The 24,367-nt window shown below is 64.8% G+C and carries 22 protein-coding genes; 5 read left to right on the forward strand and 17 right to left on the reverse strand.

Annotated elements, in window-relative coordinates; all coding sequences use genetic code 11:
* Both recQ and H8A92_RS29860 read right to left on the reverse strand, forming a co-directional pair.
* Nucleotides 1-1,599, reverse strand: a 1,599-nt coding sequence (gene recQ, locus H8A92_RS29855; RefSeq protein ID WP_229199051.1) for a DNA helicase RecQ, incomplete at its 3' end; no start/stop codon positions are given.
* Between the two features lie 172 nt (nt 1,600-1,771).
* Nucleotides 1,772-2,992 (reverse strand): DUF2235 domain-containing protein, encoded by a 1,221-nt coding sequence (locus H8A92_RS29860; protein WP_229199052.1) that lies wholly within the window; start codon nt 2,990-2,992, stop codon nt 1,772-1,774.
* Between the two features lie 100 nt (nt 2,993-3,092).
* Between H8A92_RS29860 and H8A92_RS29865 the strand changes: the two genes are divergently transcribed.
* Together H8A92_RS29865 and H8A92_RS29870 are read left to right on the forward strand one after the other, a co-directional pair.
* On the forward strand, nt 3,093-3,329 hold the full coding sequence (locus tag H8A92_RS29865) for a hypothetical protein (protein ID WP_229199053.1): 237 nt from the start codon (nt 3,093-3,095) through the stop codon (nt 3,327-3,329).
* Complete coding sequence (locus H8A92_RS29870) at nt 3,326-3,853, forward strand: hypothetical protein (RefSeq protein ID WP_229199054.1); 528 nt, start codon at nt 3,326-3,328, stop codon at nt 3,851-3,853. Before H8A92_RS29865 ends, H8A92_RS29870 begins: the two co-directional genes overlap by 4 nt.
* Nucleotides 3,854-3,871: 18 nt before the next feature.
* Here the strand turns inward: H8A92_RS29870 and H8A92_RS29875 are convergent, their stop codons facing one another.
* The 10 genes from H8A92_RS29875 to H8A92_RS29920 form a co-directional block, all read right to left on the reverse strand.
* A complete protein-coding gene (locus H8A92_RS29875; protein ID WP_229199055.1) occupies nt 3,872-5,248 on the reverse strand; it encodes a vWA domain-containing protein in 1,377 nt (458 codons plus the stop codon).
* Nucleotides 5,249-5,253: 5 nt separating this feature from the next.
* Complete coding sequence (locus H8A92_RS29880; RefSeq protein WP_106324890.1) at nt 5,254-6,201, reverse strand: AAA family ATPase; 948 nt, start codon at nt 6,199-6,201, stop codon at nt 5,254-5,256.
* 191 nt (nt 6,202-6,392) lie between these two features.
* The gene (locus tag H8A92_RS29885) at nt 6,393-6,716 is read right to left on the reverse strand and encodes a hypothetical protein (protein ID WP_229185472.1); all 324 of its coding nucleotides are present in this window, start codon (nt 6,714-6,716) and stop codon (nt 6,393-6,395) included.
* 168 nt (nt 6,717-6,884) lie between these two features.
* Nucleotides 6,885-7,517 (reverse strand): HAD-IA family hydrolase, encoded by a 633-nt coding sequence (locus tag H8A92_RS29890; RefSeq protein WP_229199056.1) that lies wholly within the window; start codon nt 7,515-7,517, stop codon nt 6,885-6,887.
* Between the two features lie 154 nt (nt 7,518-7,671).
* Entirely contained in the window at nt 7,672-8,358 is a 687-nt protein-coding gene (locus H8A92_RS29895; RefSeq protein WP_229199057.1) for a methyltransferase family protein, read from the reverse strand.
* A 98-nt stretch (nt 8,359-8,456) separates the two neighbouring features.
* A complete protein-coding gene (locus H8A92_RS29900; protein ID WP_229199058.1) occupies nt 8,457-8,798 on the reverse strand; it encodes a hypothetical protein in 342 nt (113 codons plus the stop codon).
* Between the two features lie 53 nt (nt 8,799-8,851).
* On the reverse strand, nt 8,852-9,061 hold the full coding sequence (locus H8A92_RS29905) for a hypothetical protein (RefSeq protein WP_229199059.1): 210 nt from the start codon (nt 9,059-9,061) through the stop codon (nt 8,852-8,854).
* Nucleotides 9,062-9,083: 22 nt separating this feature from the next.
* Nucleotides 9,084-9,275: a hypothetical protein gene (locus tag H8A92_RS29910; protein ID WP_229199060.1), complete on the reverse strand. Its 192-nt coding sequence runs from the start codon at nt 9,273-9,275 to the stop codon at nt 9,084-9,086.
* A 174-nt stretch (nt 9,276-9,449) separates the two neighbouring features.
* Complete coding sequence (locus tag H8A92_RS29915) at nt 9,450-11,903, reverse strand: S8 family serine peptidase (RefSeq protein ID WP_229199061.1); 2,454 nt, start codon at nt 11,901-11,903, stop codon at nt 9,450-9,452.
* 351 nt (nt 11,904-12,254) lie between these two features.
* On the reverse strand, nt 12,255-12,929 hold the full coding sequence (locus H8A92_RS29920; protein WP_229199062.1) for a LuxR C-terminal-related transcriptional regulator: 675 nt from the start codon (nt 12,927-12,929) through the stop codon (nt 12,255-12,257).
* Nucleotides 12,930-13,364: 435 nt separating this feature from the next.
* Here H8A92_RS29920 and H8A92_RS29925 point away from each other — a divergent pair, with 435 nt between their 5' ends.
* On the forward strand, nt 13,365-14,126 hold the full coding sequence (locus tag H8A92_RS29925) for a S1 family peptidase (protein WP_229199063.1): 762 nt from the start codon (nt 13,365-13,367) through the stop codon (nt 14,124-14,126).
* A 165-nt stretch (nt 14,127-14,291) separates the two neighbouring features.
* Here H8A92_RS29925 and H8A92_RS29930 read toward each other — a convergent pair whose 3' ends face one another.
* The 3 genes from H8A92_RS29930 to H8A92_RS29940 all read right to left on the reverse strand — a co-directional run bounded on the left by H8A92_RS29930 (nt 14,292) and on the right by H8A92_RS29940 (nt 19,800).
* Nucleotides 14,292-16,514 carry an acetate--CoA ligase family protein gene (locus H8A92_RS29930; protein ID WP_229199064.1) on the reverse strand — a complete coding sequence of 741 codons (2,223 nt, stop codon included), beginning with the start codon at nt 16,512-16,514 and terminating at the stop codon, nt 14,292-14,294.
* 166 nt (nt 16,515-16,680) lie between these two features.
* Nucleotides 16,681-17,292, reverse strand: coding sequence for a class GN sortase (locus H8A92_RS29935; protein ID WP_229199070.1), 612 nt, complete (start codon nt 17,290-17,292; stop codon nt 16,681-16,683).
* Between the two features lie 234 nt (nt 17,293-17,526).
* Complete coding sequence (locus H8A92_RS29940; RefSeq protein WP_229199065.1) at nt 17,527-19,800, reverse strand: marine proteobacterial sortase target protein; 2,274 nt, start codon at nt 19,798-19,800, stop codon at nt 17,527-17,529.
* A 199-nt stretch (nt 19,801-19,999) separates the two neighbouring features.
* On the opposite strand from H8A92_RS29940, the gene H8A92_RS29945 reads away from it, so the two are divergent.
* On the forward strand, nt 20,000-20,764 hold the full coding sequence (locus tag H8A92_RS29945) for a helix-turn-helix domain-containing protein (RefSeq protein ID WP_229199066.1): 765 nt from the start codon (nt 20,000-20,002) through the stop codon (nt 20,762-20,764).
* Between the two features lie 218 nt (nt 20,765-20,982).
* Here the strand turns inward: H8A92_RS29945 and H8A92_RS29950 are convergent, their stop codons facing one another.
* Nucleotides 20,983-22,203 carry an ABC transporter substrate-binding protein gene (locus H8A92_RS29950; RefSeq protein ID WP_229199067.1) on the reverse strand — a complete coding sequence of 407 codons (1,221 nt, stop codon included), beginning with the start codon at nt 22,201-22,203 and terminating at the stop codon, nt 20,983-20,985.
* Nucleotides 22,204-22,323: 120 nt separating this feature from the next.
* Nucleotides 22,324-23,865, reverse strand: coding sequence for an acyl-CoA synthetase (locus H8A92_RS29955; RefSeq protein WP_229199068.1), 1,542 nt, complete (start codon nt 23,863-23,865; stop codon nt 22,324-22,326).
* 214 nt (nt 23,866-24,079) lie between these two features.
* Here H8A92_RS29955 and H8A92_RS29960 point away from each other — a divergent pair.
* Nucleotides 24,080-24,367 (forward strand): acyl-CoA dehydrogenase family protein (locus tag H8A92_RS29960; protein WP_229199069.1); only part of this gene is annotated, 288 nt, incomplete at its 3' end.

The raw sequence follows: 24,367 nt of genomic DNA on the forward strand, positions 1-24,367 counted from the left end.
CGACTTGCCGCGGATCGCGCGGTTGCGCGCGCCTTCCGGCTGCTCGCGCAGCATCACCGCGGTGTCGCCCTTCAGCACGCCGCGGGCGCTGTCGGTCAGCTTCAGTGCGCCGAAAGCGTCGCTGTCGGCGCGCAGATGGCCCATTGCCACCAGCTGGCGCAGCACCGCGCGCCATTGCTTCTCGTTGAGCTCGCGGCCAATGCCGAACACCGACAATTGGTCGTGATTGAACTGCTTGACCCGCTCGGTCAGCCGCCCAACGAGTACGTCGATCAGGTGCATGGCGCCGAAACGCTGCCCGGTGCGGTAGACGCAGGACAGCAGCTTCTGTGCGAGCACCTTGCCGTCGCGGACGCGCGGCGGCGTCAGGCAGTTGTCGCAATTGCCGCAGCTTTCATCGCTGCGCGTCTCGCCGAAATAGCCGAGCAGGCGCTGCCGCCGGCAATGCACGGTCTCGGCGAGTGCGACCAGCGCGTCGAGCTTGCCGATCGAGACCCGCTTGAAGGCGTCGGAGCCGGTCGACTCATCGATCATGCGACGCTGCTGCACGATGTCGGAGAGACCATAGGCCATCCACGCGGCCGACGGCTTGCCGTCGCGTCCGGCGCGTCCGGTCTCCTGGTAGTAGGCCTCGATGCTCTTCGGCAGATCGAGATGCGCAACAAAGCGCACGTCGGGCTTGTCGATACCCATGCCGAACGCAACCGTTGCGACGATCACAAGGCCGTCCTCGTTGAGGAAGCGGTCCTGATGCCGGGCGCGCACGCCCGCATCGAGCCCGGCGTGATAGGGCAGCGCCGGAATCCCGGCCTCGCTCAGCGATGCCGCGACGTCCTCGACCTTGGCGCGCGAGAGGCAATAGACCACGCCGGCGTCGCCGGCATGCCGCTCCCTGATGAAGTTCTTCAGCTGCGTGGTGGCATTCTGCTTGTCGACGATTTCGTAGCGGATGTTGGGCCGGTCGAAGCTTGCGACGAATTCCGGCGCGTCGGTAAGCTGTAGCCGCTCGGCGATCTCCTTTCGCGTCAGCGCATCCGCGGTCGCGGTCAGCGCGATGCGCGGCACCTTGGGGAAGCGTTCGGCGAGTGCGGACAGGCCGATATATTCCGGGCGGAAGTCATGGCCCCATTGCGAGACGCAATGCGCCTCGTCGATCGCAAACAGTGCGATCTGCGCCTGGCCGAGCAGATTGAGGCAGCGCGGCGTCAGCAGCCGTTCGGGCGCCACATAGAGCAGGTCGAGATCGCCGGCGAGCAGCCGCCGTTCGACCTCGGAGGCCTCCTGATAGGACAGCGTCGAATTCAGCACCGCGGCGTTGACGCCGGCCTCGGTGAGGCCTGCGACCTGGTCGCGCATCAGCGCGATCAAGGGCGACACCACGATGCCGCAGCCATCGCGCAGCAGCGACGGCAGCTGATAGCACAGCGACTTGCCGCCGCCGGTCGGCATCAGCACCAGGCAATTGCCGCCATCGGTGACGTGGCGGATGATCTTCTCCTGCGAACCGCGGAAGCCCGACAGGCCGAATACGGAACTGAGCACGGATCGCGCGTCGCGAGGCGAATCGGATGCGCGATCGAGGGCGGGCTGGGCGGTCATGATCCCTGGGAGGATGATTCGAGTTCCCGGGTCGAACGATTCCGGAACGAAACGTGTTAATACACCGTCCCACGATAAACTCAATTCAGGCAATCGGCGCCCGTCGCTCGCCCATACGACCGGCTGGACCCAGCTGCACGCGGATCGGGACGGCTGATCGATGCGTAGCGCGTCAGGCCGTCGGAGCGAGCGGTCCCGGTGGCGGCGTCATCTCCTCGACCTCGTAGGTCTTCGGCAGGTTGATCGGCTTGTAGGTCGGAACCTTCTCCATGCGTTCCAGCACCGAGCTATGGATGATTGCGCCGTCCGGAATCGGCCGCGGCTCGCCGCGCGGCAGATAGAAGCCGAGGAAGGACTTCCGCTCCGGCCATTCCTTCCATTTGTCGCTCTTCGGAATCCATTCCAGGATTTCCCAGGCGCCGGTCAGCGAATTGTGCAGCGGCGCCGTCGCGCTCGGCGGCACATAGTCGTGCGTGTGCGGCGGCAACGGCATTCCCCAGGCGAGATGATCGATCAGCGCCTGATCCATGTGCAGCCCGGCCGTCTTGGCCTGCTCAAGCATCCAGATCAGCGGAAACTTCGACGGCCCGCTCTGGTCCTCGGGATAGCCGCCGCCGACGTCGGAGTGCACGCCGGCGAACCAGACCTGGCGGATGTCCTGCTCCACCGCGGTCGACGGATCGAACGGATCGGAGCGGAATTTCTGCGGTTCGATCCAGCGGTTGAGGCGGAACATGCGTCGGCGCTCGTCGATCGAGATCGCCTGGCGGAACCGCCTGACGCTGGAATTGGTGCGGGTGAACAGCAGGGTCTGCATGTCGAACAGGAAGTTGTCCTGCCGCGGTACGATGATCGAGGCCACGGTGTCCCAGACGCCGACGAATTCGATGTCGATGCTGCGGCCGCCGGCGATCTGGCTGAAGTGCCAGGCTTCCTTCAGCGGCGCATCGTCGAACGTGCCGTCGGACTTCTGGGCGTCGGAGCTTGCTTTCTTGTAGGTCGAGAAGGCGTAGCCGGCGAGGTCGAGCTGGTCGATCGGCAACAGGCCCATCACATGGACGAAGGCTGCCAGCACGCGCACGGTATAGGCACCGCGGCTGAAGCCGAACATCCAGACCCGGTCGCCGGGCTCCCACGTCCGGCACAGGAACTGGTAGGCGCCGAGCGTGTCCTCGTCGAGACCGGCGCCGAAGGCCAGCCCGAACAAGCCGCGCACCTGTTGCTTGAAGCGGCCCCAGCTGTTCTGCAGGCCGATCGTGCCAAGGCCCGGATGATAGGAGATCCGCTGCCGGTCATTCTTGTTCGCGACGCGAAACAGCTTCAGGACGTTGGAAATATTGGCGCCGATCTCGTTGCCGGTGCCGTCGCAACAAATCACAATATCTTTCGGCATCCGTTGCCCCCGCGGTCGCCGTGAAAATTGGTGGCCTCAATGTACGGCAGAGCACGGGGAAGGTTCAATCTCCAATTGAAGACGGTTTGGTGTACGCGGCGTGACCGCAGGCCGAGTTGCTGAAGTTTGCAGCAGCGGGATCGGCTGTGCGCTCACTCCGCACAGCGTTGGTAGAATTCAATTGCAACACCTTGGAAAAGGTGGAAATCTGCTCGGCATCATTGTTGTATTGCGTCGATATTTTTCTTCCTTCCAGGGATTTTCGCCGGTGCGCGCGATCATCTTGCCCGCTGCTTCGCGCAGCTTTCCCGACAAGGACAGGAACGGGTCGGCATGAGCCATCAAGCTCTCGTGACGATCATTCTCGCGGGGCTGGTGGTGAGTGCGTTCGGACTGTTCTGTTGGGTCGGCAGCTACTCCGATCGGGTTTTTGCCGACAGGTTCCGTACCCGTTTTCCAGAGAAGACGCTGAGCTACAGCGGCGACCAGCTTGGCGAACTGGTGCAGTCCGACCTTCGGATGAAGTACGTCTTTCCGATCCTATTCCCGCTCGATCTCATCGTCATGCTGGCGCTGGCGGGCGCGATGGGCGCGGCGTCATCGCACTGGCTCAACCAGATCTATCCGTCAGCGGCGTGGCTCGGCCTGGTCGTGCCGGCGGTGTACCTGCTCAGCGATCTGATCGAGGATTGCCTGCTGGCATGGCTGTTGCTGCACGGCGACCCGCATGCGGCGGCGCGATCCGTCTCGGTGCTGAAGGCGATCACGACGATCAAGCTCGTCAGTGTCTCTGCCTCGATCGCGCTGACGGCGATCGCACTCGTCGGGTGGCTGTTCCACAACGAGTCGCTTGCGATCTAGGCAGTTCGGCCAAGCGGCCTACTGATACGTCGCGACGATGTCCGAGACGGCGCGCTCGAGTTGCCGCGCGGTCGCGCATTGGCGCACCACGGTGCAAAAGGTCGCATAACGCGGCATCTCGGAATCGCCAAAGCCCCAGACCATGCGGCCTTCCGGGTTGAGCCACACCAGCCGCTTGGAGCGCTCGCCGATTCGGCGCAGGATGTCGGCGCGCGGATCGAGGTTGTTGCTGCGGGCGTCGCCGAGCACGATCACGGTCGTCTGCGGCGTGATCGTGCTCATCCAATTGTCCTCGAAATCGGCGAAGGAGTTGCCGTAGTCGGACGAGCCGAAGCCGACCTTCGACATGATCTCCTTCATCGCCTCTTCCGGCGATTTCGATTCCAGGATGTCGCTGACCTCCATCAGGTGCCCCGAGAAGGCGAATGAGCGGACGTCGTCGACGACCTCGTGCAGGCTGTGGATCAAGAGCAGGAAAAAGTCCGAAACGCGGGCGACCGAACCCGAGACGTCGCACAGCGCAACGATTTTCGGCCGGTCGCGATGCTTGCGCTTCCACGCAGTAAGGAACGGCACGCCGCCCCAGGCCGCGTTCCGTCGCAGCGTGCGGCGGACGTCGAGATGGCCCCGGCGCTGGCGCTTGCGCGGCTTGGAATAGCGCTCGCGCAGCCGCCGCGCGATCTGGCGGATCAGCGTACGCATCTGCTCGACCTGACGCGGCTCGATCCGTGCCAGCGGCGCGTTGCGCAGGATCTCGTTGCGCAGATTCTCCGTTTCCTCGCGGCCGTAGAGCAGCAGCGCTTGCGAGACCGTGTCGCGAACGGTGCCGCGCAGGCCGTTGAGCGCTTCCTGCAGCCGCTCGGCGAGCGCCGGATTGCGCGTCGTCAGATCGTCGATGTCGTCGCGCAGGCGCTGGATGCCCATCGCATCGAGGATGCGGGTCTGGAAGATGCCGCGCTGGGTGAAGTAGCGGATGTCGGGCAGTGACGCGGCGCCGGAGGCGTTGGCGATCGCCGTCGAGATCGCTGAGCGATCCTGCGACAGCAGCATCTGCGCCAGCGGCCCGACATTCTCGTTGGCCGCGCCGCCCGCCGTATCGCCATGCTCATCGGCCGACGGGTTGGCGCCGGATTCGTTGTTGTCGTCTGTCTTGTTCTGCTCCGCGCTTTCCTGTTGCGGCTCGGGCTGGCTGAAGAACAGGTCGAAGCATTCGCCGAGCGATCGCTTCTCATCCTGCGTCTTGGCGAGCGTCAGCAGGAACGTGTCGCGCAGGATGTCGCGGTCGGCAAAGCCGACCTGGGCGACCGCCCGCATCGCATCGATGCTTTCGGCGGGCGAGACCCGGACCCCGGCTCCCCGCGCCGCACGAAAGAAGCGATGCAGGTTCTCACGCATCTTGATTAGCTGAACACGCCCTGGCGCGACGCCTTGGCGATGAAGGACGAGATTTGCGGCGTCGCTGCCTCGATATCGGCCTCGTATTTCAGCAGCACGTTGAGCGTGTCCTTGACGATCTCGTGGTCGAGCTCGCTTGCCTGCAGCAGCACCAGCACACGCGCCCAATCGATCGCCTCGCTGACCGAGGGCAGCTTCTTCAAATCCAGCGAGCGGATCTCGTGAATGAAGCCAACCATCTGCTTGCGCAGCGTCTGCGAGATGCCGGGCACCCGGCTCTCGACGATGCGCTCTTCCAGCTTCTGTTCGGGAAAGCCGATATGCAGATGCAGGCAGCGCCGCTTCAAGGCATCGCCCAAATCGCGCTCGCTGTTCGAGGTCAGGATCACGGTCGGCGGCGCCACTGCGGAGACGGTGCCGAGCTCGGGAATCGTGACCTGGAAGTCCGAGAGGATTTCCAGCAGCAGCGATTCGAATTCCGCGTCCGATTTGTCGATCTCGTCGATCAGGAGCACGCAGCCGGCCGGCTGCTCCAGCGCCTGCAACAGCGGTCGCGGCTCGACGAACTCCTTGGAGAAGAACACGTCGCCGAAGGTGTGGAGCTGGTCGAGCGCAGCGGCCAGCGTCTGTGCGCCGCCGAGCACTTCGCCGAGCTTGTCCTTGAGGATCTGGGTGTAGAGCAGCTGCTTGGCATATTTCCACTCATACAGCGCCTTGGCCTCGTCGAGGCCCTCATAGCATTGCAGGCGGATCATCTTCATGCCGCGCCATGCGGCGATCGCCTTCGCCAGCTCGGTCTTGCCGACGCCGGCAGGGCCCTCGACCAGGATCGGCTTCTCGATCTGCTGCGACAGATAGACCGCGGTCGCGATCTGCCGGCTTGCAATATAGCCTTGCGCGGCGAGGCCGCTCTCCACGGCCTCGATCGAGGCGGTGGGCCTGGTGTCAGCCACGAGGATCAGCTCCGAATTTGCCTTGAACTCGGACCTGTTCTGCGCCCGTTGCGGGCAAAGCACAAGGCTCGTTCGGCCCGCAACGGCATGGGGTTAGCGCATGGTTCCGGGTATTCCGCCGAGCGCAATACGCCGTGGAGGCCGTAGCCCGACGGAGCGAAGCGCAATTGGGAGAAGTCCCTGGCTCGTCGTCAGCTCGCGCAGCTCTTCACGAAATCCTTGCGCTGCGGACCGACGATCTTCTGGTCGATCGCCTGCTTCAGGCAGTCGAGATGCGCCTGCGCCATGCAGAGCTGCATCTGGTCGTGCCGGTCCTGGCCCTTCAGCGCCTTCGCAGCGCTCTGGCAGGCCGCACGCTTCGCACCGGGCACGGGCGCCGCCGCCGACGTGCTCTCCGGTGCAGGAGTTGCCGCCGGCGCTGCTGTCGACGCGGGGGCGGATGGTGATTGCGCGAACGCTGCGACCGAGACCAGCAGCGAACCAGCCGAGACAAGGGCGACGACGAGACGTTTCATGGATGTGCCTCCGCGGGCATGCGCCGGAACGCAGAGCGGTTTCCGGGCGATCATGCTCAGACCAGGAAAGGGATCACGATGCGATGTCACGATCGCGCCGTGACCCAAGGGAGCACGACAATTAGAAGCCGCCGCCTGAATGCGGCGTGAATATGCGCGGAAACGCCGTCACCTCAGCGTGAGGCCGGTCGCGGCCTCGAGCTCGCCGATTGCCTGCGCGGCATTCGCGACCTTGATCGTGGTCATGCCCATCTCGCGCGCCGGCTTTAGATTGACGCCGAGATCGTCGAGATAGACGCAGTGCTGCGAGTTCACCTGCAGCGTCTCCATCATCATCCGGTAGATGCGCGGGTCGGGCTTGCGCAGGCCGATCTTCGCGGATTCGATGACGTGGTCGAACAGCGACATCACCTCGGCGACATAGAGCGTGCGTCCGCTATGGCTGCCGATCGCGTTCGACGGCAGATTGTTGGTGATGCAGCCGGTCTTGAATTTCGCCTTGATGCGCTTCAGCGCCTCGACCATTTCGGGGCGCAGGTCGCCGGAGAGCAGCGGCAGCACGTCCTTGCCGCGCACCTCGGCGCCCAGCGCCTTCGATTCCTTGGCGAACAGCACGTCGAACGCGTCGATATCGATCTCGGCGCGCTCGAACTTGGCCCAGGCGTTCTCGAGATGGTTGGCGGCGTTGGTGCGGCGGATGATGTCGATCGGCAGACCACGCTCGGTCTCATAGCGCGCGAATGCCTCGAACGGCGAGGTGGTCAAGACGCCGCCGAAATCCCAGATCACTGCTTCGATCATCAATGTCCTGCCCGTTGCAAAGCGGCGGCTTCGCCTCGGGTCGTCCGGCCGTTCGGCCAGCGACAGGGAAACGCGCGTCCTGCCTTCTTTATGAGAATTGCCGCCGGTCAGGCAAGCCGCCAGTTTGCGGCAAACTCCGCCGCGCGGAACCAACTCACCAGACCATCGGCACCAGGCGGTAACGCACCCGCTCGAGATAGTCGGCATAGCCGTCGAGCTCGGCGGTGAGCATCCGCTCCTCCATCATGGACCTCAGGCCGAGCAGCGCCGCCATGACCGGCACGATGGCGAGGCCGTACCAGGATCCCAGCAGCAGGGGCGTGCCGAGATAGGTCAACAGGCCGCCGGCATAGATCGGGTGCCGCACATAGGCGTAGGGTCCCGTGGTCACCGCAGTGTGCCCGCGCTCGCGCTGGATCTTCACGACCGGCGCCGCGTAGCTGTTTTCCCGGTAGGTCCGGTAGACGATATAAAAGGACGCCGCGATCATCAGCGCGCCGGCGCATTGCAGCCAGAACGGGACGAGCAATGTCTGGTAGCGCGCCGCGTCGAGCGCCATCAGTGGCAGCCACATCAACCACAGTAATGGCATGATCGATGTGATGATGCGGTCCCACCCGACCTGGCCGCGTGAAGTGCGCCGCTCCGCCAACAGCCCCGGATCATGCCTGGCGAGCCAGGCTTCGGTGATCAGCCCTCCGATCGTGATCTCGAGCAGGAACACCCAGGCGCCGGCCCATCGCATGGTGCCGGCTGCGAGAAACAACAATGTCCCGAGGCCCACAAGGGTGAAGGCGGCGCGGCGCGGATTGATGCGAGGGGGATTGCTGGTCTCGTTCATGTTTCTCTCCGACAAACGACAACGGCCGCGCCGCCGGATCGGGCGGGCCGTTGCATGCCTGGGCGGCGATCGAAGCGCGGCTTAATGCGCGAGGCCGATCACGGTCTGCGGGTCCAGTTTCGCGCCTGGCCGGAGTAGACCTTGCTCGGCATCGCGCGCGCCGTGGGATCGAGCAGGATCTTCATCGCGGTGTTGAGCCGCTCCTCCGATTGCGGCGCGCCATCGTGGCGCATCTGCCGCGGAGCACCGGGGCCCTGCGGCGGCGCCATGTAGGCCGACGTGGTCGGAGGAGCGGGTGTGGTTGCGATCTTCGGGCGGGCGACGAGAGCTGCCTCCATCGGGCGCCGCGCCTGGGTAATGCTTGACGCTGCGGATGATGCTTCCGCCGGGGGCGGCGAAGCGGCGCTGTCGGATCCGGATTTGCGGGGCGGTCTTGCCATGGCATCGGCTCCATAGGTTCGGTGATGACGACGAAGTCAGGATTTTTTGGACGTCAGGATTCGTCCTCGTCGGATGTGGTGCGTTTGGCGATGATCGGGTTGCGGTCGCTGATCGCGGCGATCAGCGAGGCGTGGCTCACGACTGACGACACGACGATCTTTCCGGAAGGTTCGATCCGGCGACCGTTCTGTTGCTGCGGACTCCTGGCAGTGGATTTCTGCATCATGTCGACCTCCATCAGGCAAGGGATGGGGCCCGACATTGTCGGGCCCCGAGTTTGGCAATCAGAAGCCAAGTGCGCCGGCGATGCCGGGCAGCGCCTGGACGACGCCACCGACGATGTCCTGCCAACCCTGCGGGTTGACCGACCCGTTGGTCGCCACTTCGGCAATCCGCTTCGGACCGCGCTCGATGCCCTCACACTGGATCGGGTTGCGCACGCTGCCGAAGGTCTCAAAGTCGTTCCTTGCGTACATGTTCAGCTCCTTCTTTCGGTTTGAATTGACGGCAACTACGGGAGGTGGGTACCGACCGGGGCAGCCGTCGCTGGACGTCGCCCAAGGGATCGCTCATCGCGTCGATCCCCTGGACCACGTGACGCTCATTCGCGCCACGTTCTGATCTCCTCCGGACGCAGAGGAGCAATCGCGTCAATAGACCTGCCACTGCCGCAGCGGCCCGACCGCGACCGGCACCACGTCGCTCACGTCGATCGTGTACTGATAGACTTCGCGCGCCTGGGTCAGGACCTGCGTCGGGTTGAAGAAGCGGTAGGTCACGTCGTGGCAGATCGAGTCGGGGCGACAGATCACGCTCTGGTCGACTTCGACGGTGTCGAGCCGGAGGCCCTTCTGGGCCACGTCGGTGAAGATCTTCCGCGTGTTGTAGGCATTCATCGCGGAATAGTTCAGCGCGCGATCCTGCGGCGAGAGACCGACATTGCGGAACTCGTTGTAGATCCGCTCGAGGAAGCCCTCGGCGCCGGCCGGCCAGGTCTCGGGATCGGGCCCGAACAGCGTGTAGAGGTCCCATTGGTAGAAGCCGCGCCAATCGGTCACCAGCGTCGGCACGACGGTGCCGTTGAGCAGCTTGGTCGTGTTGGTGCTGTCGACCCAGCCGGCCATCGAGACCCGCGCGACCCCGCCGCGCGGCGGGAATGCCGGAGGCGTCGTCGGTCGTGCGTCGGCGGCGGCCGACGTCGCCGTCACCATCGTGCGGGTCGTCGCCGGATCGTCGTGCGAGACCTCCTGATGCCACAGCGCCAGGATCAGTGCGGCGAAGAACCCGAGACCGAACACATCGAGCGGCTTGATCGCATAGATCGGGATCGAATCAATCGTCATCGTCCAGGTGATGGCGTCGGCGTCCGGGAAGTTGTTGCCGGAGCCGGCCGGCGTTGCGCTTTCGCCTTCGGCCTGGTTCAGCAGATAGCGCGCCATGATCGCCGGATTGTACGGCGCCGAGGTATCGCCGGAGCGGTCGCGCTCCGGCCCGAACACCGGATCGCCGCGTCCGATCAGGCTGTCGCGCCAGTTGGCGATCGCCTGCACGAAATAGTCGAGGCGGGCTTCCTTGCCGAAATCGTAGAACAGCCTGCCGATCGGGAAGGCGAGCTGCCCGGTGGACTCCGGCGTTGCGCCCTGCGGACGCATGCCGCCGCCACAGCCGCAGCTCTTCTCGCTGGTTCGAACCGCAGGGGCTTCGTACATCGGCAGCGCCTGCGGCATTGCGACGGGAAGCGCGTGGCTCGGCATCAGCGCAGGCAGTTGCTGCGGCTGCAACCAGGTCTGCGGCATCATGCCGGCCTGAGGCATCGTCATCTGCGGCACCATCATCGGCGGCATCACCATCTGTGGTGCCGGTGCCGGCATCCAGACCATGTCGCCGCCCGCATGCGGGGCGTGATAGGGATAGGGCGCGGGCGCCGCCATCGGCGCCGCGACGGCACCGTGATCAACGGGAACGGCCATGGCGGCAGGTGCTGCCGGCGCAGCAGGCTGCGCCTCGCTTGGCATGATCCCGGCGCTGCTTCGCAGGACCGAGCCGTCCGGCCCGAATATGCGCGGAGCCGATGGTGCAGACATTGCTGATAGATCTCCCATGGAACCCTCTCTGGTTGCAGTTGGCTGAGCGGCGGATGACGGTTGGACGAAAGGGCGCGCGGACACTCCCCAGAAGCGGGGAGGCGCGGCCGTGGCACCCGACGGCATGACGGCGTCCGCCTGCTCGCCAAGCAGGGCGGCGACAGCCGCGGGAATATCGAGCCGGCCGGCGAGACAGCGCGAGGCGCTGCCGTCGTTGCGGCAGGGCACCGCGCTTTCGAGCAGCGCGGCACGGACGGCTTGCGGATCGGCCTTGCGTCCGTTCTGGCGCAGGCATGAGAGCAGCAGCGCGACGACGCCGGTGACGATCGGCGCAGCGAAGCTCGTTCCGGACCGCAGGCTGACATTGCAGACCGGCGAAGCGCCGGCGATGTTCTCGCCCGGTGCGAGGATGCCGTTCTCGAAATAGGCATCGCCGAAATTGCTGAAAGGTAGCGGATTTCCGGCGAGATCGCTCGCGCCGACCGCAAGCACCGAAGACAGGCTGCCCGGCACCTGGACGCAGCGGCAGCCGTCATTGCCGGCCGCGGCGACGATCAGCTTGCCGGCGCGTTCGCAGGCACGGACCGCATCGACCAGAATGCGATCGGCCTGTCCGGTCGCGGATTGCTGGCCGCTGCTGATGTTGATGATGTCGGCGCCGACGGCCAGCGCCCGGTTGATCGCGAGCGCCAATGTGCTTTGCGAAGACGGGTCGATCTGCCCGGCCGCATTCTCGCGATAGATAGAGAACACCGTCGCGCTGCAATTCGGCGCCACGCCGAGCACCGGGCTGCCGGGCGTGCCCATCAGCACGCTCGTGACATGGGTGCCGTGCTCGGACTGGATCGTCTGCGAAGACGGCGCGACGAACTCGCCGCCCATGGCGACGCGGGCCTGCCTGAGCGAGGGATGATTGAGATCGACCGGACCGTCGATGATCGCGATCTTTACCGCGGGATCGCCACCCGACGTTCTCTGCCACAAGGCAGTCAGACCAGCGATGTCGGCAACTGGATTCATGAAATCAATCCTGACCGATCTGCCGCGCATTCGTGCAGCCGATCCGTCTTCCACGACAATTTGCATTCACGCAGCGAGCGAAAGAGGCGGCACGTCGTTGCGTTGGTGCTGTTGTGGCAGCTGTGCCGCGAAAGGCCTATTCGCCGCGGTGGACCAGAAAGGATCGAGCCGGTGAACCGGATCGATTGATCCATGCGGCCGATCTCGGATCTCGAATGATCGATCAAAGGATTTAGTCGGGATCGACCTCGCCGCGCCACACGCACGCGTAGGTGCAAAGACGCAGTGCGTCCTTGTGGCCGCGCGTGAACGCGGCACGGTCAGCGGCACACGGAATTCGGGGTTCTGGTATCAGTCGAGCGCGCGGCGCCGATCGGACGTCGGCGCAGATGATGCGATCCACGGCGCCTCGCGCACCCGTCGCATCGCCTGCGCCCGGCGCGGCAGGCCGAGCTTCTGCAGCACGTGATGGACGTGATGCTTGACGGTCGCAAGACTGAGATTGAGATCGCGTGCGATCTCCTTGTTCGACAGGCCCTGTCCGATGAGCTTGAGGACCTCGCTTTCGCGGCGCGTCAGTCCCTGGTCCGCGTCGATCGTATCCGTCTGACGCTCCATGCAAAACAGCGCCCGCAGCAGGCCGCCGGAAATCTCGGCGCTGCAGGCGAGCCGACCTGATGCGACGTCCGACAATGCGCGGCAGAGCTCGTCGAAGCTGGCGTTCCGTGAAATATAGCCGCTGAATCCGGCCCGGCCGCAGCGAACCACGTCACGCCGGTCCTCGTTGAGGCCGAGCGCCACCAGCGCGATCTCCGCATGTTCGCTCGCAATCACGCGTACCTCGTCGAGATCGATACCCTGTGTGACGTCGATCAGGATGACATTCACACCGCCGGCCTCGAGGGTGGTGCGCAGGCCGGCAAGATCGGAAACCGCAGCCTCAACGGCAAACTCGGCGTGGTTCCGGAAACTCGAGGTAAGCCCCTCGCTGAACAGCCTGATCGGCGTGACGACCGCGATCCTCATCATTATCCTCGAACTCAACGAAATGGCGGATGGAAAAGCCGTCTGAAGTCAACGGCACCGGCATCCAGAAAGTCATGAAGGTAAGTATGCGGTATGCTGCCAGAGGTTGTATTATTATCAGGCCAAAACTACGGCCCAGATAGGCGCGGGATCAAGAGATGCAGTTCACAATCGAGCGTCGTGCTGGGGGCGCGAGGCAGGATGCGATGTGATGGATATCGCGGAAAGGCGTCGATACGAAGCGCGAGCGAGCGATGGGCCGCTGGAAATCCGGCGGCGACTTCAACGCTATAGTCATCGACGTCTAGATATTTAGATAATTGACGCGTGCGGGCTCGGGTGCTCTGTACAAGTTTGCGTGTTCTTCGGCCGAGCGCGAGCGACGCAATGCCGCGCCTCGGATGTACTCAATTCAAAGCAGATCGACAGGGTTCCATGACGAGCGTGATTCGAGCGACAGTCTTCCTGACCCTGCTGATGGTAACGCCGGCCTTCGCCATCGTCGGTGGCGGCGTGCCGTCGACCGATGGCGTCGCGCGCGCCGTCGTCACCATCGTCGGTTCGCGCGGCAATTTCTGCACCGGCGCGTTGATCGCGCCGAGGGTGGTGCTGACCGCCGCGCATTGCGTGCAACCCGGTGCCGACTACAAGATCGTCGAGTATGGCGCGGACCGGCAGCCGAAGCTGCAGGACGTCAAGACCGTCGCGATCCATCCCGGCTTTCGGATGCAGGCCATGACCAATCATGTCGCGACCGCCGATGTCGCGCTGCTGCAGCTCGCGGTGCCGGCCGCAGGCAAGGCGCCGGCCGTGCTCGGCATGCCCAACATTCCGATCCAGGTCGGCGGCCGCTTCACCGTCGCGGGCGTCGGCGTCACCGTGCGCGGCGACGGCAAGAGCGGCGGCGGCATTCGTGTCGTCGGCCTGGTCGCGAGCGGCAAGCCCGGCACGTTGCAAATCCGTCTCGTGGACCCGGTCGGGCAGGGCGTGCGCGACGGACTCGGGGCCTGCACCGGCGATTCCGGGGCTCCCGTGTTCGAGGACAAGCAAGGCGGGCCCGCAATCGTCGGCGTAGTGAGCTGGTCGACCGGCCCGAACGGCACCGCCGGCTGCGGCGGCATCACCGGCGTGACGCCGCTGACACTCTATCGCGACTGGGTGATGCAGACCGCGCAGCAGTGGGGGGCAAGTTTTTAGCGCGGTGACGGTCGAACCGCTGACGCGCTCAGAGTTCCGTCATCCTGAGGAGCCGCGAAGCGGCGTCTCGAAGGATCGACGGCCACCAGGCGGATCGTGCATCCTTCGAGGCTCGCTCCGCTCGCACCTCAGGATGACGGGGAAAGGCCGGGCATGCGCTGAGACCTAATGCCCCGCGGCCTTGTTCGCGGCGGCGTTGTTCAGCACGATCAGGCCGTCGACGGCGACGCCGAGCTTGCTGTTGATCAGGAACGGGTTGACGTCGATCGAGGCGATGCGGCCGGCGGCGTCCGCCATCAGGTTGGAGAGTCCGACCAGCGCCTTCACCGCCGACGGCTCATGCAGCGCGGGCTTGCCGCGATAGCCCTTCATCTTGACGCCGGCCTTGGTCTTGGCGATCAGCTCTTTCGCCTCGGCGGCATCGAGCGGTGCGCCGGCCAGCGCCACGTCCTTCATCAGCTCGATGTCGACGCCGCCGGTGCCGAACAGCACCACCGGGCCCATCTCGGCATCGAGCGAGGCGCCGACTACGAGCTCGAGATCGGCCTTCACTTGCTGCGCGATCAGGACGCCCTCGATCTTCGGCTTGCCCTTCAGCTTCTTCACCCGTGCGGTGATGTCGTCGAACGCCTTCTTCACCTCGGCCGCATTGCCGAGATTCAGAACCACGCCGCCGATATCCGACTTGTGCAGAATGTCGGGGCTGACCACCTTGGCGACCACCGGAAAGCCAATGGCCTTGGCGATCTTCACAGCCTCCGCCGCGGTCTGCGCCACCTCTTCCTTCGAGATCGGGATGCCATAGGCCTTGAGCAGCTTCTTCGAGGCAACCTCGTCGAGCGCCGCGGCGCCGTTGGCAGCCTTCAGCGTCTTCTCCAGCACGGCACGCGCCGACGCCTTCGAGCTCGACGCGATGTCGGGCACTTCCTTGCGCAGACCGGCGTATTCGATCAGCGATTTGATCGCGCCGACCGCGCGATCGAGGCCCTGCATGACCGTGATATTGGGCAGCGACTTGCGCAGTCCCTTGGTGAAGTCGGTGAAGCCGATCGACATCGCGCTGATATAGATCACCGGCTTGTTGGCCTGGCCCGCCATGTCGTTGACGATGCGTAGATTGCGCTCGCGCAGCTCGTGCGGGGCCTTCGGCAGCTCGGCGTCGATGATGACGATGTCGGTATCGGGATCGTCGATCATGATCTTGATCGACTTCATATAGACGGAGGGATCGACGACAGCGGCAAAGCCGGCGTCGAGCGGATTGCCGACGATGCTGCCGGGGCCGAGCATTTTTGCGAGCTGCTCCGATGCATTCTCGCTCAACGGTGCGAAGTTCAGCCCGGCCGAATAGAACGCATCGATCAAAAGGCCGCGCTTGCCGCCCGACAGCGACACCGCCGCCAGCCGGTTGCCCTTCGGCGGATCGGCATGGACGAAACACTCGGTGGTTTCGATCAGCTCATCCAGCCCGCGCACCCGGATCACGCCTTCGCGAGTCGAGATCGCATCGAAGGTCTCGATCGAGCCGGCCAGTGCACCGGTATGCGCCATCGCCGCGGCACGGCCGCCTTCGGAGGCGCCGAGCTTGAGCGCGATCACCGGCTTGCCGGCAGCGCGCGCGGCCTTGCAGGCATCGCGGAATACCTTGGTGTTCCGGACGCCTTCGAGATAGACCACGATGACGCGGATGCTTGGATCGGCGGCGAAATAGCTCATCAGGTCGGGGGTTTCGAGGCCGGATTCATTGCCGGTCGTGACCATGTAGCCGACGCCGACGCCGCGATCCTCCAGCGCCTGGCGGATCGCCATCACGATCGCGCCGGATTGGCCGGCGATCGCCACCGCGCCCTGCTCCATGGTGACGATGCGGTCGTCGATATTGGTGAACAGGTTCTCGCCGGCGCTGAGATTGCCGAGGCAATTCGGACCGGTGACCGCAAGCCCGGTCTCCTTGATCGCCTGCTTCAGCTCGACCGCAAGCCGCTGGCTCTCCTCATCCTGCAACTCGCTGAAGCCGGACGTGACGATGGTCGCCGAGCGCGCGCCGGCCGCGGCGGCATCGCGGATCACCTGCACGGCGAAGCGGGCCGGCACCAGCACCAGCACATGGTCGGGCTTTTCGGGAAGGCTGGCGAAATCCTTGTAGCAGGTGACGCCCCAGATCGTTTCGCGCTTGGCGTTGATCGGAAACAGGCCGCCTGAATATCCGTACTTGACCAAATTGTTCCAGATCCGTTCGGCGTAGTTGCCGGGCTTGTCGGTGGCGCCAACCAGCACGATGTTGCGCGGGTGCAGCATCGCATGGATGCTCTTGACGATGTCGCTGGCGTCAGCGGGCGGCGCCCATTTGCGGGACAGATGTGACGCGGTGCTTGCGAGAGCTTCCATGGAGCCTGCCCTTATCCTTGTTCTGCTTGTTTCCTCTGGCCCACGGTCATCACCGCAGGACCCCATTTTTCATTGTTTTTATGGCTGATGGAAGAGGGTGGCAACTCACGCCGGCGCAAGTCAGGGCGTCGCGCGCAATATCCCGGCAGGCGAAAATTCACACGTCTCAGGAACCCGATTCGCGTGTTCTCGAAGCCGATTCGAGTGTTCTCGAATCCGATTCGATCAGGTTTGCGTGCAACAGATAGCGCTCGGGGCCCGATGTCAGCGCGTCGAACGGCCAGCAGGTCGACAGCACCAGTTCATACCCGTCGGTCACCGGGTCGATGCCGGACTGGTCGAAGCGGACGACTGAGCTACGGTCGGCCCGGTAGCGAAACATCTTGCCGTCACGCCGTGTGACATCGATCTCGTCACCGATTGTGACATCTTTCAGAAACCGGAAATGGGTGTCGCGATGCGCGGAATAGACCGCGACGCCGCGCTCACCGGTGTCGGCGGTCTGCTCGACATGGCCGGGACCGAACGCAAGCGCCTGGCCGCTGCTGCCCGCGAGCACAATCGCGGACGCGTGCAGCCGCTTCACCTCGATCCTGGCCACCGGCCAGGTGTCTGCCCAGCTCCACGGTTTCACCGGATGGCCGGTCGCGATGCTCCGTGCGAAGGCACGCTCCAGCAGCACCTGCGCGAGCAGCGCCTTGGCGTGGATGTAGGCGCCCTGGCCGAGCAGGATCATGCCGATGAGGGCGAAGCCGAGCGGCGAGGTGAAGCGGCGCATTGTCATCTTGCTCCCGTCATTGCGAGGAGCTCGCGACAAAATTGCAAAGCAATTTTGCGCTGAAGCGACGAAGCAATCCATCTTTTCCCGAATGGTGGCATGGATTGCTTCGCTTCGCTCGCAATGACGATAGTGGAAAGAGTGGCGCGCGCGGCCCTTGGGGGACGGGTGAGAAGGCCGCGCGCGCTCTTGGAAAGGAGGAGGTCGGGGGGCACCTCCTCCTTTCATCCGACGTCATTGGGGCGACGTCTGACGCCGGTTGAACACCAGAAGCAGGAGGCTGACCGTGAGCAGGATCACGCCCGCAATCATCTTCAGTTCGGCATCGGTCGCGGTCTTCGGCAGCTGGATGGTGCCGGGATGTTGCGTGGCGACGGGTGACCGCTTCAGCGCCGCGAGGTGCATCTTGCCGTCGCCGGCGTCAGCGCGACGCCCGGTGGGGGCAGCCGGCAGGCTCGGACGCTCACCGAACACCCTCGCAAAGTCCCAGCCGGCGGGCAGGTTGAGCGGCAGCTCGGAGAGCTTCAGCGGCTCGCCTTCAGGACGGCTCGGCGTCTTGTCGACCGCGACGAGGCTGGTTAGTCGCGTGACGAGCTGATGCTCCAGCGCCAGCGCAAGGATGGTCTTGTCGGCATCTTCGGGGCTCTCCTGGCGGGTGGTGCGCGCGACCTCGGCATCCGCGATCTTGCGGCGTGCCCACAGTTTCGACAGGCCCTTGCCCTCGGCGGCGCCGGCGAGCGGCAGCGTCACGCTCCACGGACGGTCGCCGATGCGGCCCTTGATCTCGACCGAGCCGGCGAGCTTGTCGAGCTTCGCGGCCAGCACCAGCGGCTCGTCGCGATAGACATCGGGCAGTGCCGACGGTGTCAGGTCGGCGGTCGCGTCGGAGAATTTCGCGGAGAGGTTGGTCACCGCGGGATTCTCCAGCTTGGCGAACAGGTCGCGCATGCGCTCGTCGACCTGCTCGACCGAGCCGATATGGGTGAAGGTGCCGCGGCCGAGTTCGGCGGCGCGCGTCATCAGATAGGTGTTCGGGGCCGAGCCGATGCCGACCATGAAGACCCGCGAGCGGCCGCGCAGCGCGCTGATGGTCTCGAACAATTGCTGCTCGTTGCCGATCGCGCCGTCGGTCAGGAACACGACCTGGCGAACGGAGTTGGCGTCGTCGTGATTGGTGTCGGAGAGTGCCGCGCGCATCGCCGGCACCATCTCGGTGCCGCCGCGTGCCTGTATCGCGCTGACGAACGACGTCGCGTTGCCGATATTGGCGCTGTTTGCCGCGACCGGCGTCGGGAACAGCGTGTCCATGGTGTCGTCGAAGCGGATCACGTTGAAGCGATCGGTCGGCTGCAGGCGTCCGAGCGCGTAGAGGAGGCTCGCCTTGGCCTGGATGATCGAGGTGCCGCCCATCGAGCCGGAATTGTCGATCACGAAGATCACCTCGCGGGGGAGCTGCTTCTGTTGCGCCTGCTCGACCGATGGCGGCGTGACGAAGGCCAGCAGATAGTCGGAATTGCCGACATGCTCGCGGAACAGCCCGACCGACGGCGCCTTCTCGGCGGCGGGCTTCCAGGTCAGCTCGAAATCGCGGTCGGCCGGCACCGGGCCTTCGGCGAGCTTGACGACGCGCGTGGTGCTGTCGGGGCGCTCGGTCTTGACCTGATGGAAATGGCTCCTCACCTCGCCAAGCGGGAAGCCGGCGTTGAGATGCACGGTGACGTTGGTCGGATTGATGGATGCGTTGGTGGCGGGATCGAGCACTTCGGGGGAGATGCGATTGCGGTCCGGCACCGGATCGGTGGACGTGGCGCCCCAGCCGCTGCCATCGGCGCGGAGATCGACGCTCTGCACCACCGGACGCGGATTGTAGCGCGGGCCGACCACCATCGGCACCCGCAGCGAGAACTCATTGCCGTTCTGCTGCACCGGCTCCTGATATTCGATCTGCACCAGCACGGTTTCGCCGGGGCCGATATTGGCAACGGAGTTGGTGAAGATGTTGGGCCGTTCCTGCTCGGTGAGTGCGGCCTTCTGGCCGTTCTGCTTGGCCTGCTCGTAGATGGCGCGGGCCTGCTGCCGCCCCTTGATGTCACCGACCACGATGCGGTCGCCGACCACCATCTTCAGCGTGTCGACCGCGCCGCCTGCCGGCAGCGGGTAGACATAGGTTGCCTCCACCCAGTCCTTGGTCGGGTTGCGGAAGATCTGCGTGACGCGGGCGCGCACGGTCGGCCCCGACACGGTGAGATCGACGTCGATGCCGAGCCTCAGCGCATCCCTATAGCCGTCGTCGGTCTTGAACAGCAGTGAGCCGGAGCGCGCATCGGATGGCCGCAGCACCGCCGGTTGCGGCAGTTCGGCCGACCATCCCGGATCGAAACTCAGGAACAGCGCCGCAAAGCCGATCACCAGCGCGGCTACGCTTTCCACCAGGAAGAACAGCGCAATGCGCATCCTGCGCGACAGGCGGATCTGCGGGCTGCTCTCACATGCATCGTAAATCGTCATTTTCGTCACTCCCGAGCGAGGCTTTCGCTGCTTCGCAATCATGGAGAGCGGCGGTTTTGGCGCGAGCAGAATGATCGGCAATGATTGGCCGCCGTCCGGCGCGCTCCGCCGGCGGCCGAGGCGGGTTTGTGCGGTTTTGTGATGGATTGTCCGGTCTGCTAGACTGCGCCGATTCATGGGGAACCCGCGCAGGAACACGATGTCGACGCCGGACAAGCAGCTTTCCGCCGAGCAGAGCCAGCAGATCGCCGAGACCATCCGCGAGGAAATCGCGCGCCGCCGCATCTCGCGGCAGACGCTGGCTGAGCAGGCGAAGCTGAGCCTCTCGACACTGGAGAAGGTGCTCGGCGGCCGTCGCCCGTTCACGCTGGCGACCACCGTGCGGCTGGAGCAGGCGCTCGGCGTGTCCCTACGCAAGCTGCCGGAGGCGATCACGGTCGCCATGCCCGGCAATGGCGGGATCGCGCCCGACAGTCTCGGATCCTATTCCCGCCGGGCGGTGGCGCGGATCGAGGGCACCTACATCACGGTGCGTCCGTCCTTCGGCGAACCAGGCGCGCTCTATGCTTATCGGACCGAGATCACCTGGGACGAGGCGGCGTCATCGCTCGGCTTCCGCGAGGGCGAGCGGCAGGATGCCGACTACACCCAGTATGGCGAGGTCGCGGTGCCCAATGAATCGGGCTTCGTCTACCTCGTCACCAACAGGCACGGCCAGCATCGCGTCATCACGGTCTCGCGGCCGCGCAACACCGGCGAGATGTACGGCATCATCACGACCTTGCTCGCCGGCCGCGGCTCGCTGCTGACCCCGGTCGCGGCGCCGATCGCGTTCCTGCCGATGAAGAACGTGCCCAAGCCGAGCCTTGGGCGGGTCTCGGCCGATGATGCCAACTTCGCTGTCTACCGCGAGCATCTGCGCCGCACGATCGATGAGCCGTTCGCGATCTTTTTGCCGGGATAGTCATCTGCCAGTCCCGTCATCGCTGAGGTGCGAGCTCTTGCGAGCCTCGAAGGATAAGCGGCCACCGACCGGGCCGTCGACCCTTCGAGACGCGCTACGCGCTCCTCCAGCGACAACGGCAAAGCCGTTGCGCGGGGGTGACGGTGAGAGAGGTGTAAAACAACGAAGCCGCCCGGAGGGGCGGCTTCGCGGAATTATTGCTCGTCGAGCGGCCGGCGCTAGCCGCCGGTCTCGGCGCTGATGATGTCGCCGAACAGCTCCCACTGGCCGTTCTTGAACTGCATCATCTTGAGCTGCTCAACCGGAGCGAAGTCGGTCGCGCTGGTGTTGATCCGGATGCCGGGGATCAGCGTGTCGGGCGTGAAGTCCTTCAGGCTGGCGGCCTGCTTCATCACGTTCTCACGCGTCAGGTTGTCGCCGGCCTGCTTCAGCACCTGCACCATGGTCTGCGCCGCGGCGTAGCCATAGACCAGGTTGGCGTCGGACAGATTGGCGCCCGGCAGGTACTTCTCGGCGAATGCCATGAACTTCTTCATGCCTTCGTCATTCTTCCATTGCGGATCGGACGCGTCCTTGAGGTAGCCGGCCGACAGCACGCCTTCGGAGGCTTCGAGGCCGGCAGGCTTCATGACCGCGCCGATCGAGATCGAGACGTCGGTCATCACCTGCATCGGCTTCCACTGGAGCTCGGCGATCTTCTTGATCGCTTGGGCTGCGAATTTCGGCGTCGAGATGTTGACGAACACGTCGGCGCCGGTGTCCTTGAGCTTGACGATGTGGGAATCGATCGACGGCTCCGTGGTCTCGTAGCTTTCCTCGGCGACGATCTTGACGCTCGACTTGTCGAGCACCTCTTTCAGGCCGACCAGATAGTCCTTGCCGAAATCGTCATTGGCATAGAAGATCGCGACCTTGGCGTCCGGCTTGGCCTTGAGGATGTACTTGCCGAAGATCCGCGCCTCGACGCGGTAGCTCGGCTGAAAGCCCATCGTCCACGGGAAATCCTTCGGATCGTTCCACTTGCTGGCGCCGGTGGCGAGGAACAGCTGCGGCACCTTCTTGGCGTTGTGATACTTCTGCACCGCGGTCTGGGTCGGCGTGCCCAGCGCGTTGAACACCAGGAAGACCTCGTCGCTCTCGATCAGCTTGCGGATCTGCTCCACGGTCTTCGGCGGTGAGTAGCCGTCGTCATAGGAGATCCAGTTGATCTTGCGGCCGTTGATGCCGCCCTGATCGTTGATCATCTTGAAATAGGCTTCTTCGGTCTTGCCGATGACGCCGTAGGCGGAGGCGGGACCGCTATAGGCCTCGACGTTGCCGATCTTGATCTCGGTATCGGAGGCGCCGGTGTCATACTTCTTTTGTGCAAAGGCCGCCTGGGTGGAGAGCAGGCAGAGCGCCGTGGCGGCTGCCAGCAGCGGCAATCTTGTGGTTTTCATAAAAGCAATTTCCTCGATTGATTCTGGTTGGGACTTACGCAACGAACCCGCATCCGGTCCCGGCAGACGGTTACGGGCAACTCTCGACATGGCCACGGAGACGCGACGCGCGTCCCGGGATCATGCGGCAGTATCAGTCGGCTTCGGCTGGCTGTATTGCTGCCGGAGCGTCGGCTTATGAATTTTGCCTGTCGCATTCCGCGGCAGGGCATCGATGAATTCGATCAGGCGCGGGCACTTGAACCGCGCCAGATTGGCCAGGCAATGCGCATGGATTTCGGCCGGCGTCAGCGTGTGGCCCGGCTTCACGGCGATCACGGCCATCCCGACCTCGCCCCATTGCTCGTTCGGGATGCCGATGACCGCGGCCTCGGCCACTGCCGTCAATTGATGCAGCACGCTCTCGACCTCGGCTGGATAGACGTTCTCGCCGCCGGAGATGTACATGTCCTTCCAGCGGTCGACGATGTAGTAGAAGCCTTCCTCGTCGATCCGCGTGGCGTCGCCGGTGTGCAGCCAGCCGTCGGTGAAGGACGAGGCATTGGCGTCCGGCCGGTTCCAGTAGCCCGGCGTGATGTTCGGGCCCTTGACCCAGAGTTCGCCGAGCTCGCCGACCGCGGCATCGCTGCCGTCGGGACGCACGATGCGCACTTCCGTGTGCAGCACCGGCTTGCCGGACGAGCCGGCCTTGCGCGCCGCATCCTCGCGGTCGAGCACCATCACCGCCGGCGAGGTCTCGGTCATGCCGTAGCCCTGTTGCAGCGCGACGCCGCGCGCCTCCCAGGTCTTGAGCAGCGGCACCGGCATCGGTGCGCCGCCGACGCCGCCGATCATCAGGCGGCTGAAATCCGTTGTCGCAAAGCTCGGATGCTGCGCCATGAACTGATAGATCGCGGGCACGCCGAAGAACACGTTGATGCCCTGCGCGGGATCGCCGATCAGTTTCAGCGCCTCGCCGGGATCGAACGCGCGCATGATCAGCACCGTGCCGCCGGCATGCAGCACCGGGTTGGTGTAGCAATTGAGCCCGCCGGTGTGGAACAGCGGCAGCACCGTCAGCAGCACCGAGGCCGGCGAGATGTAGGCGGGGCCGCCGAGATTGACGCAATTCCAGAACGTCATCCCGTGCGTGATGATCGCGCCCTTCGGCTGGCCCGTGGTGCCCGAGGTGTACATGATGGTCGAGATGTCATCGAGCATGACCTCCTCGAACCGTTCGAGCGGTTTGGCCGCCACGATGCCGGCCTCATAGGCCCCACCCGGGCCGAGCCGCACGGTCGAGGCGACATCGCAGAGTTTTGCGACCGCAAGCGCCGTCTCGGCGAGCTCGTCGTCATGGATCATCACCTTGGGTGCGGCGTCGCCGGTGATGTAGCGCAGTTCAGGGACGGTAAGGCGGGTGTTGAGCGGCAGGAAGATCGCGCCGATTCGGAAGCAGGCGAACTGCACTTCCAGCGTATCTGTGGTGTTCAGCGCCAGCACCGCGACGCGGTCGCCGCGGGCAACCTTCAGCCCGTCGCGCAGCCAGCCGGCAAGCCGCGACACGCGGGCGTCGAGCTCCGCATAGCCAAAGCGGCGTCCGCTTGCGAGATCGACAAGCGCCATCTTGCCTGGCGTGCGCCGGCGATGATGCGCGATCCAGTCGTAGTAACGAACCGGCACATTTCCCTCCTCTGGAACGGCAGTCTTGCGCCGCCTGTTCCTGGCTCGATTGATGCCATGAACTGGCAGTGGAGGGGGCGTATCGGGATACTGTCTTGCGTTTACTGGCTGGCGGGCGCCGGATGGAACGCCGGTCCGGCCGACAGCCACTCGACGCAAGTGAACCGGGCGAAATCCGGACATCGTCGGGCGCGAGAATCATTGGAGCACGCGGATGGCAAACCCGTTCTACACCAGCCAGCATGAGGCCTTTCGCGAGGTAATGCGGCGCTTTGTGGCCAGGGAAATCGAGCCTTATGCCCATCAATGGGACGAGGAGGGCGAGTTTCCCCGAGCGCTCTATGCCAAGGCGGCCGAAATCGGGCTGCTCGGGCTCGGTTTCCCCGAGGAATATGGCGGGATCGCCGCCGACCAGTTCATGAAGATCGTGGCTTCGCAGGAGCTCGCGCGCGCCGGCGCCGGCGGCGTCTCCGCGAGCCTGATGAGCCATAGCATCGGCTCG

Source organism: Bradyrhizobium acaciae (assembly GCF_020889785.1).
Taxonomy (GTDB): Bacteria; Pseudomonadota; Alphaproteobacteria; order Rhizobiales; family Xanthobacteraceae; genus Bradyrhizobium; species Bradyrhizobium acaciae.

Excerpts from the sequence above, each read along its gene's own strand:
- H8A92_RS29860 (WP_229199052.1), bottom strand. The coding sequence starts at position 2,992 with ATGCCGAAAGATATTGTGATTTGTTGCGACGGCACCGGCAACGAGATC.
- H8A92_RS29870 (WP_229199054.1), top strand. The coding sequence starts at position 3,326 with ATGAGCCATCAAGCTCTCGTGACGATCATTCTCGCGGGGCTGGTGGTG.
- H8A92_RS29875 (WP_229199055.1), bottom strand. The coding sequence starts at position 5,248 with ATGCGTGAGAACCTGCATCGCTTCTTTCGTGCGGCGCGGGGAGCCGGG.
- H8A92_RS29885 (WP_229185472.1), bottom strand. The coding sequence starts at position 6,716 with ATGAAACGTCTCGTCGTCGCCCTTGTCTCGGCTGGTTCGCTGCTGGTC.
- H8A92_RS29890 (WP_229199056.1), bottom strand. The coding sequence starts at position 7,517 with ATGATCGAAGCAGTGATCTGGGATTTCGGCGGCGTCTTGACCACCTCG.
- H8A92_RS29895 (WP_229199057.1), bottom strand. The coding sequence starts at position 8,358 with ATGAACGAGACCAGCAATCCCCCTCGCATCAATCCGCGCCGCGCCGCC.
- H8A92_RS29900 (WP_229199058.1), bottom strand. The coding sequence starts at position 8,798 with ATGGCAAGACCGCCCCGCAAATCCGGATCCGACAGCGCCGCTTCGCCG.
- H8A92_RS29905 (WP_229199059.1), bottom strand. The coding sequence starts at position 9,061 with ATGTCGGGCCCCATCCCTTGCCTGATGGAGGTCGACATGATGCAGAAA.
- H8A92_RS29910 (WP_229199060.1), bottom strand. The coding sequence starts at position 9,275 with ATGTACGCAAGGAACGACTTTGAGACCTTCGGCAGCGTGCGCAACCCG.
- H8A92_RS29915 (WP_229199061.1), bottom strand. The coding sequence starts at position 11,903 with ATGAATCCAGTTGCCGACATCGCTGGTCTGACTGCCTTGTGGCAGAGA.
- H8A92_RS29920 (WP_229199062.1), bottom strand. The coding sequence starts at position 12,929 with ATGAGGATCGCGGTCGTCACGCCGATCAGGCTGTTCAGCGAGGGGCTT.
- H8A92_RS29925 (WP_229199063.1), top strand. The coding sequence starts at position 13,365 with ATGACGAGCGTGATTCGAGCGACAGTCTTCCTGACCCTGCTGATGGTA.
- H8A92_RS29930 (WP_229199064.1), bottom strand. The coding sequence starts at position 16,514 with ATGGAAGCTCTCGCAAGCACCGCGTCACATCTGTCCCGCAAATGGGCG.
- H8A92_RS29935 (WP_229199070.1), bottom strand. The coding sequence starts at position 17,292 with ATGCGCCGCTTCACCTCGCCGCTCGGCTTCGCCCTCATCGGCATGATC.
- H8A92_RS29940 (WP_229199065.1), bottom strand. The coding sequence starts at position 19,800 with ATGACGATTTACGATGCATGTGAGAGCAGCCCGCAGATCCGCCTGTCG.
- H8A92_RS29945 (WP_229199066.1), top strand. The coding sequence starts at position 20,000 with ATGTCGACGCCGGACAAGCAGCTTTCCGCCGAGCAGAGCCAGCAGATC.
- H8A92_RS29950 (WP_229199067.1), bottom strand. The coding sequence starts at position 22,203 with ATGAAAACCACAAGATTGCCGCTGCTGGCAGCCGCCACGGCGCTCTGC.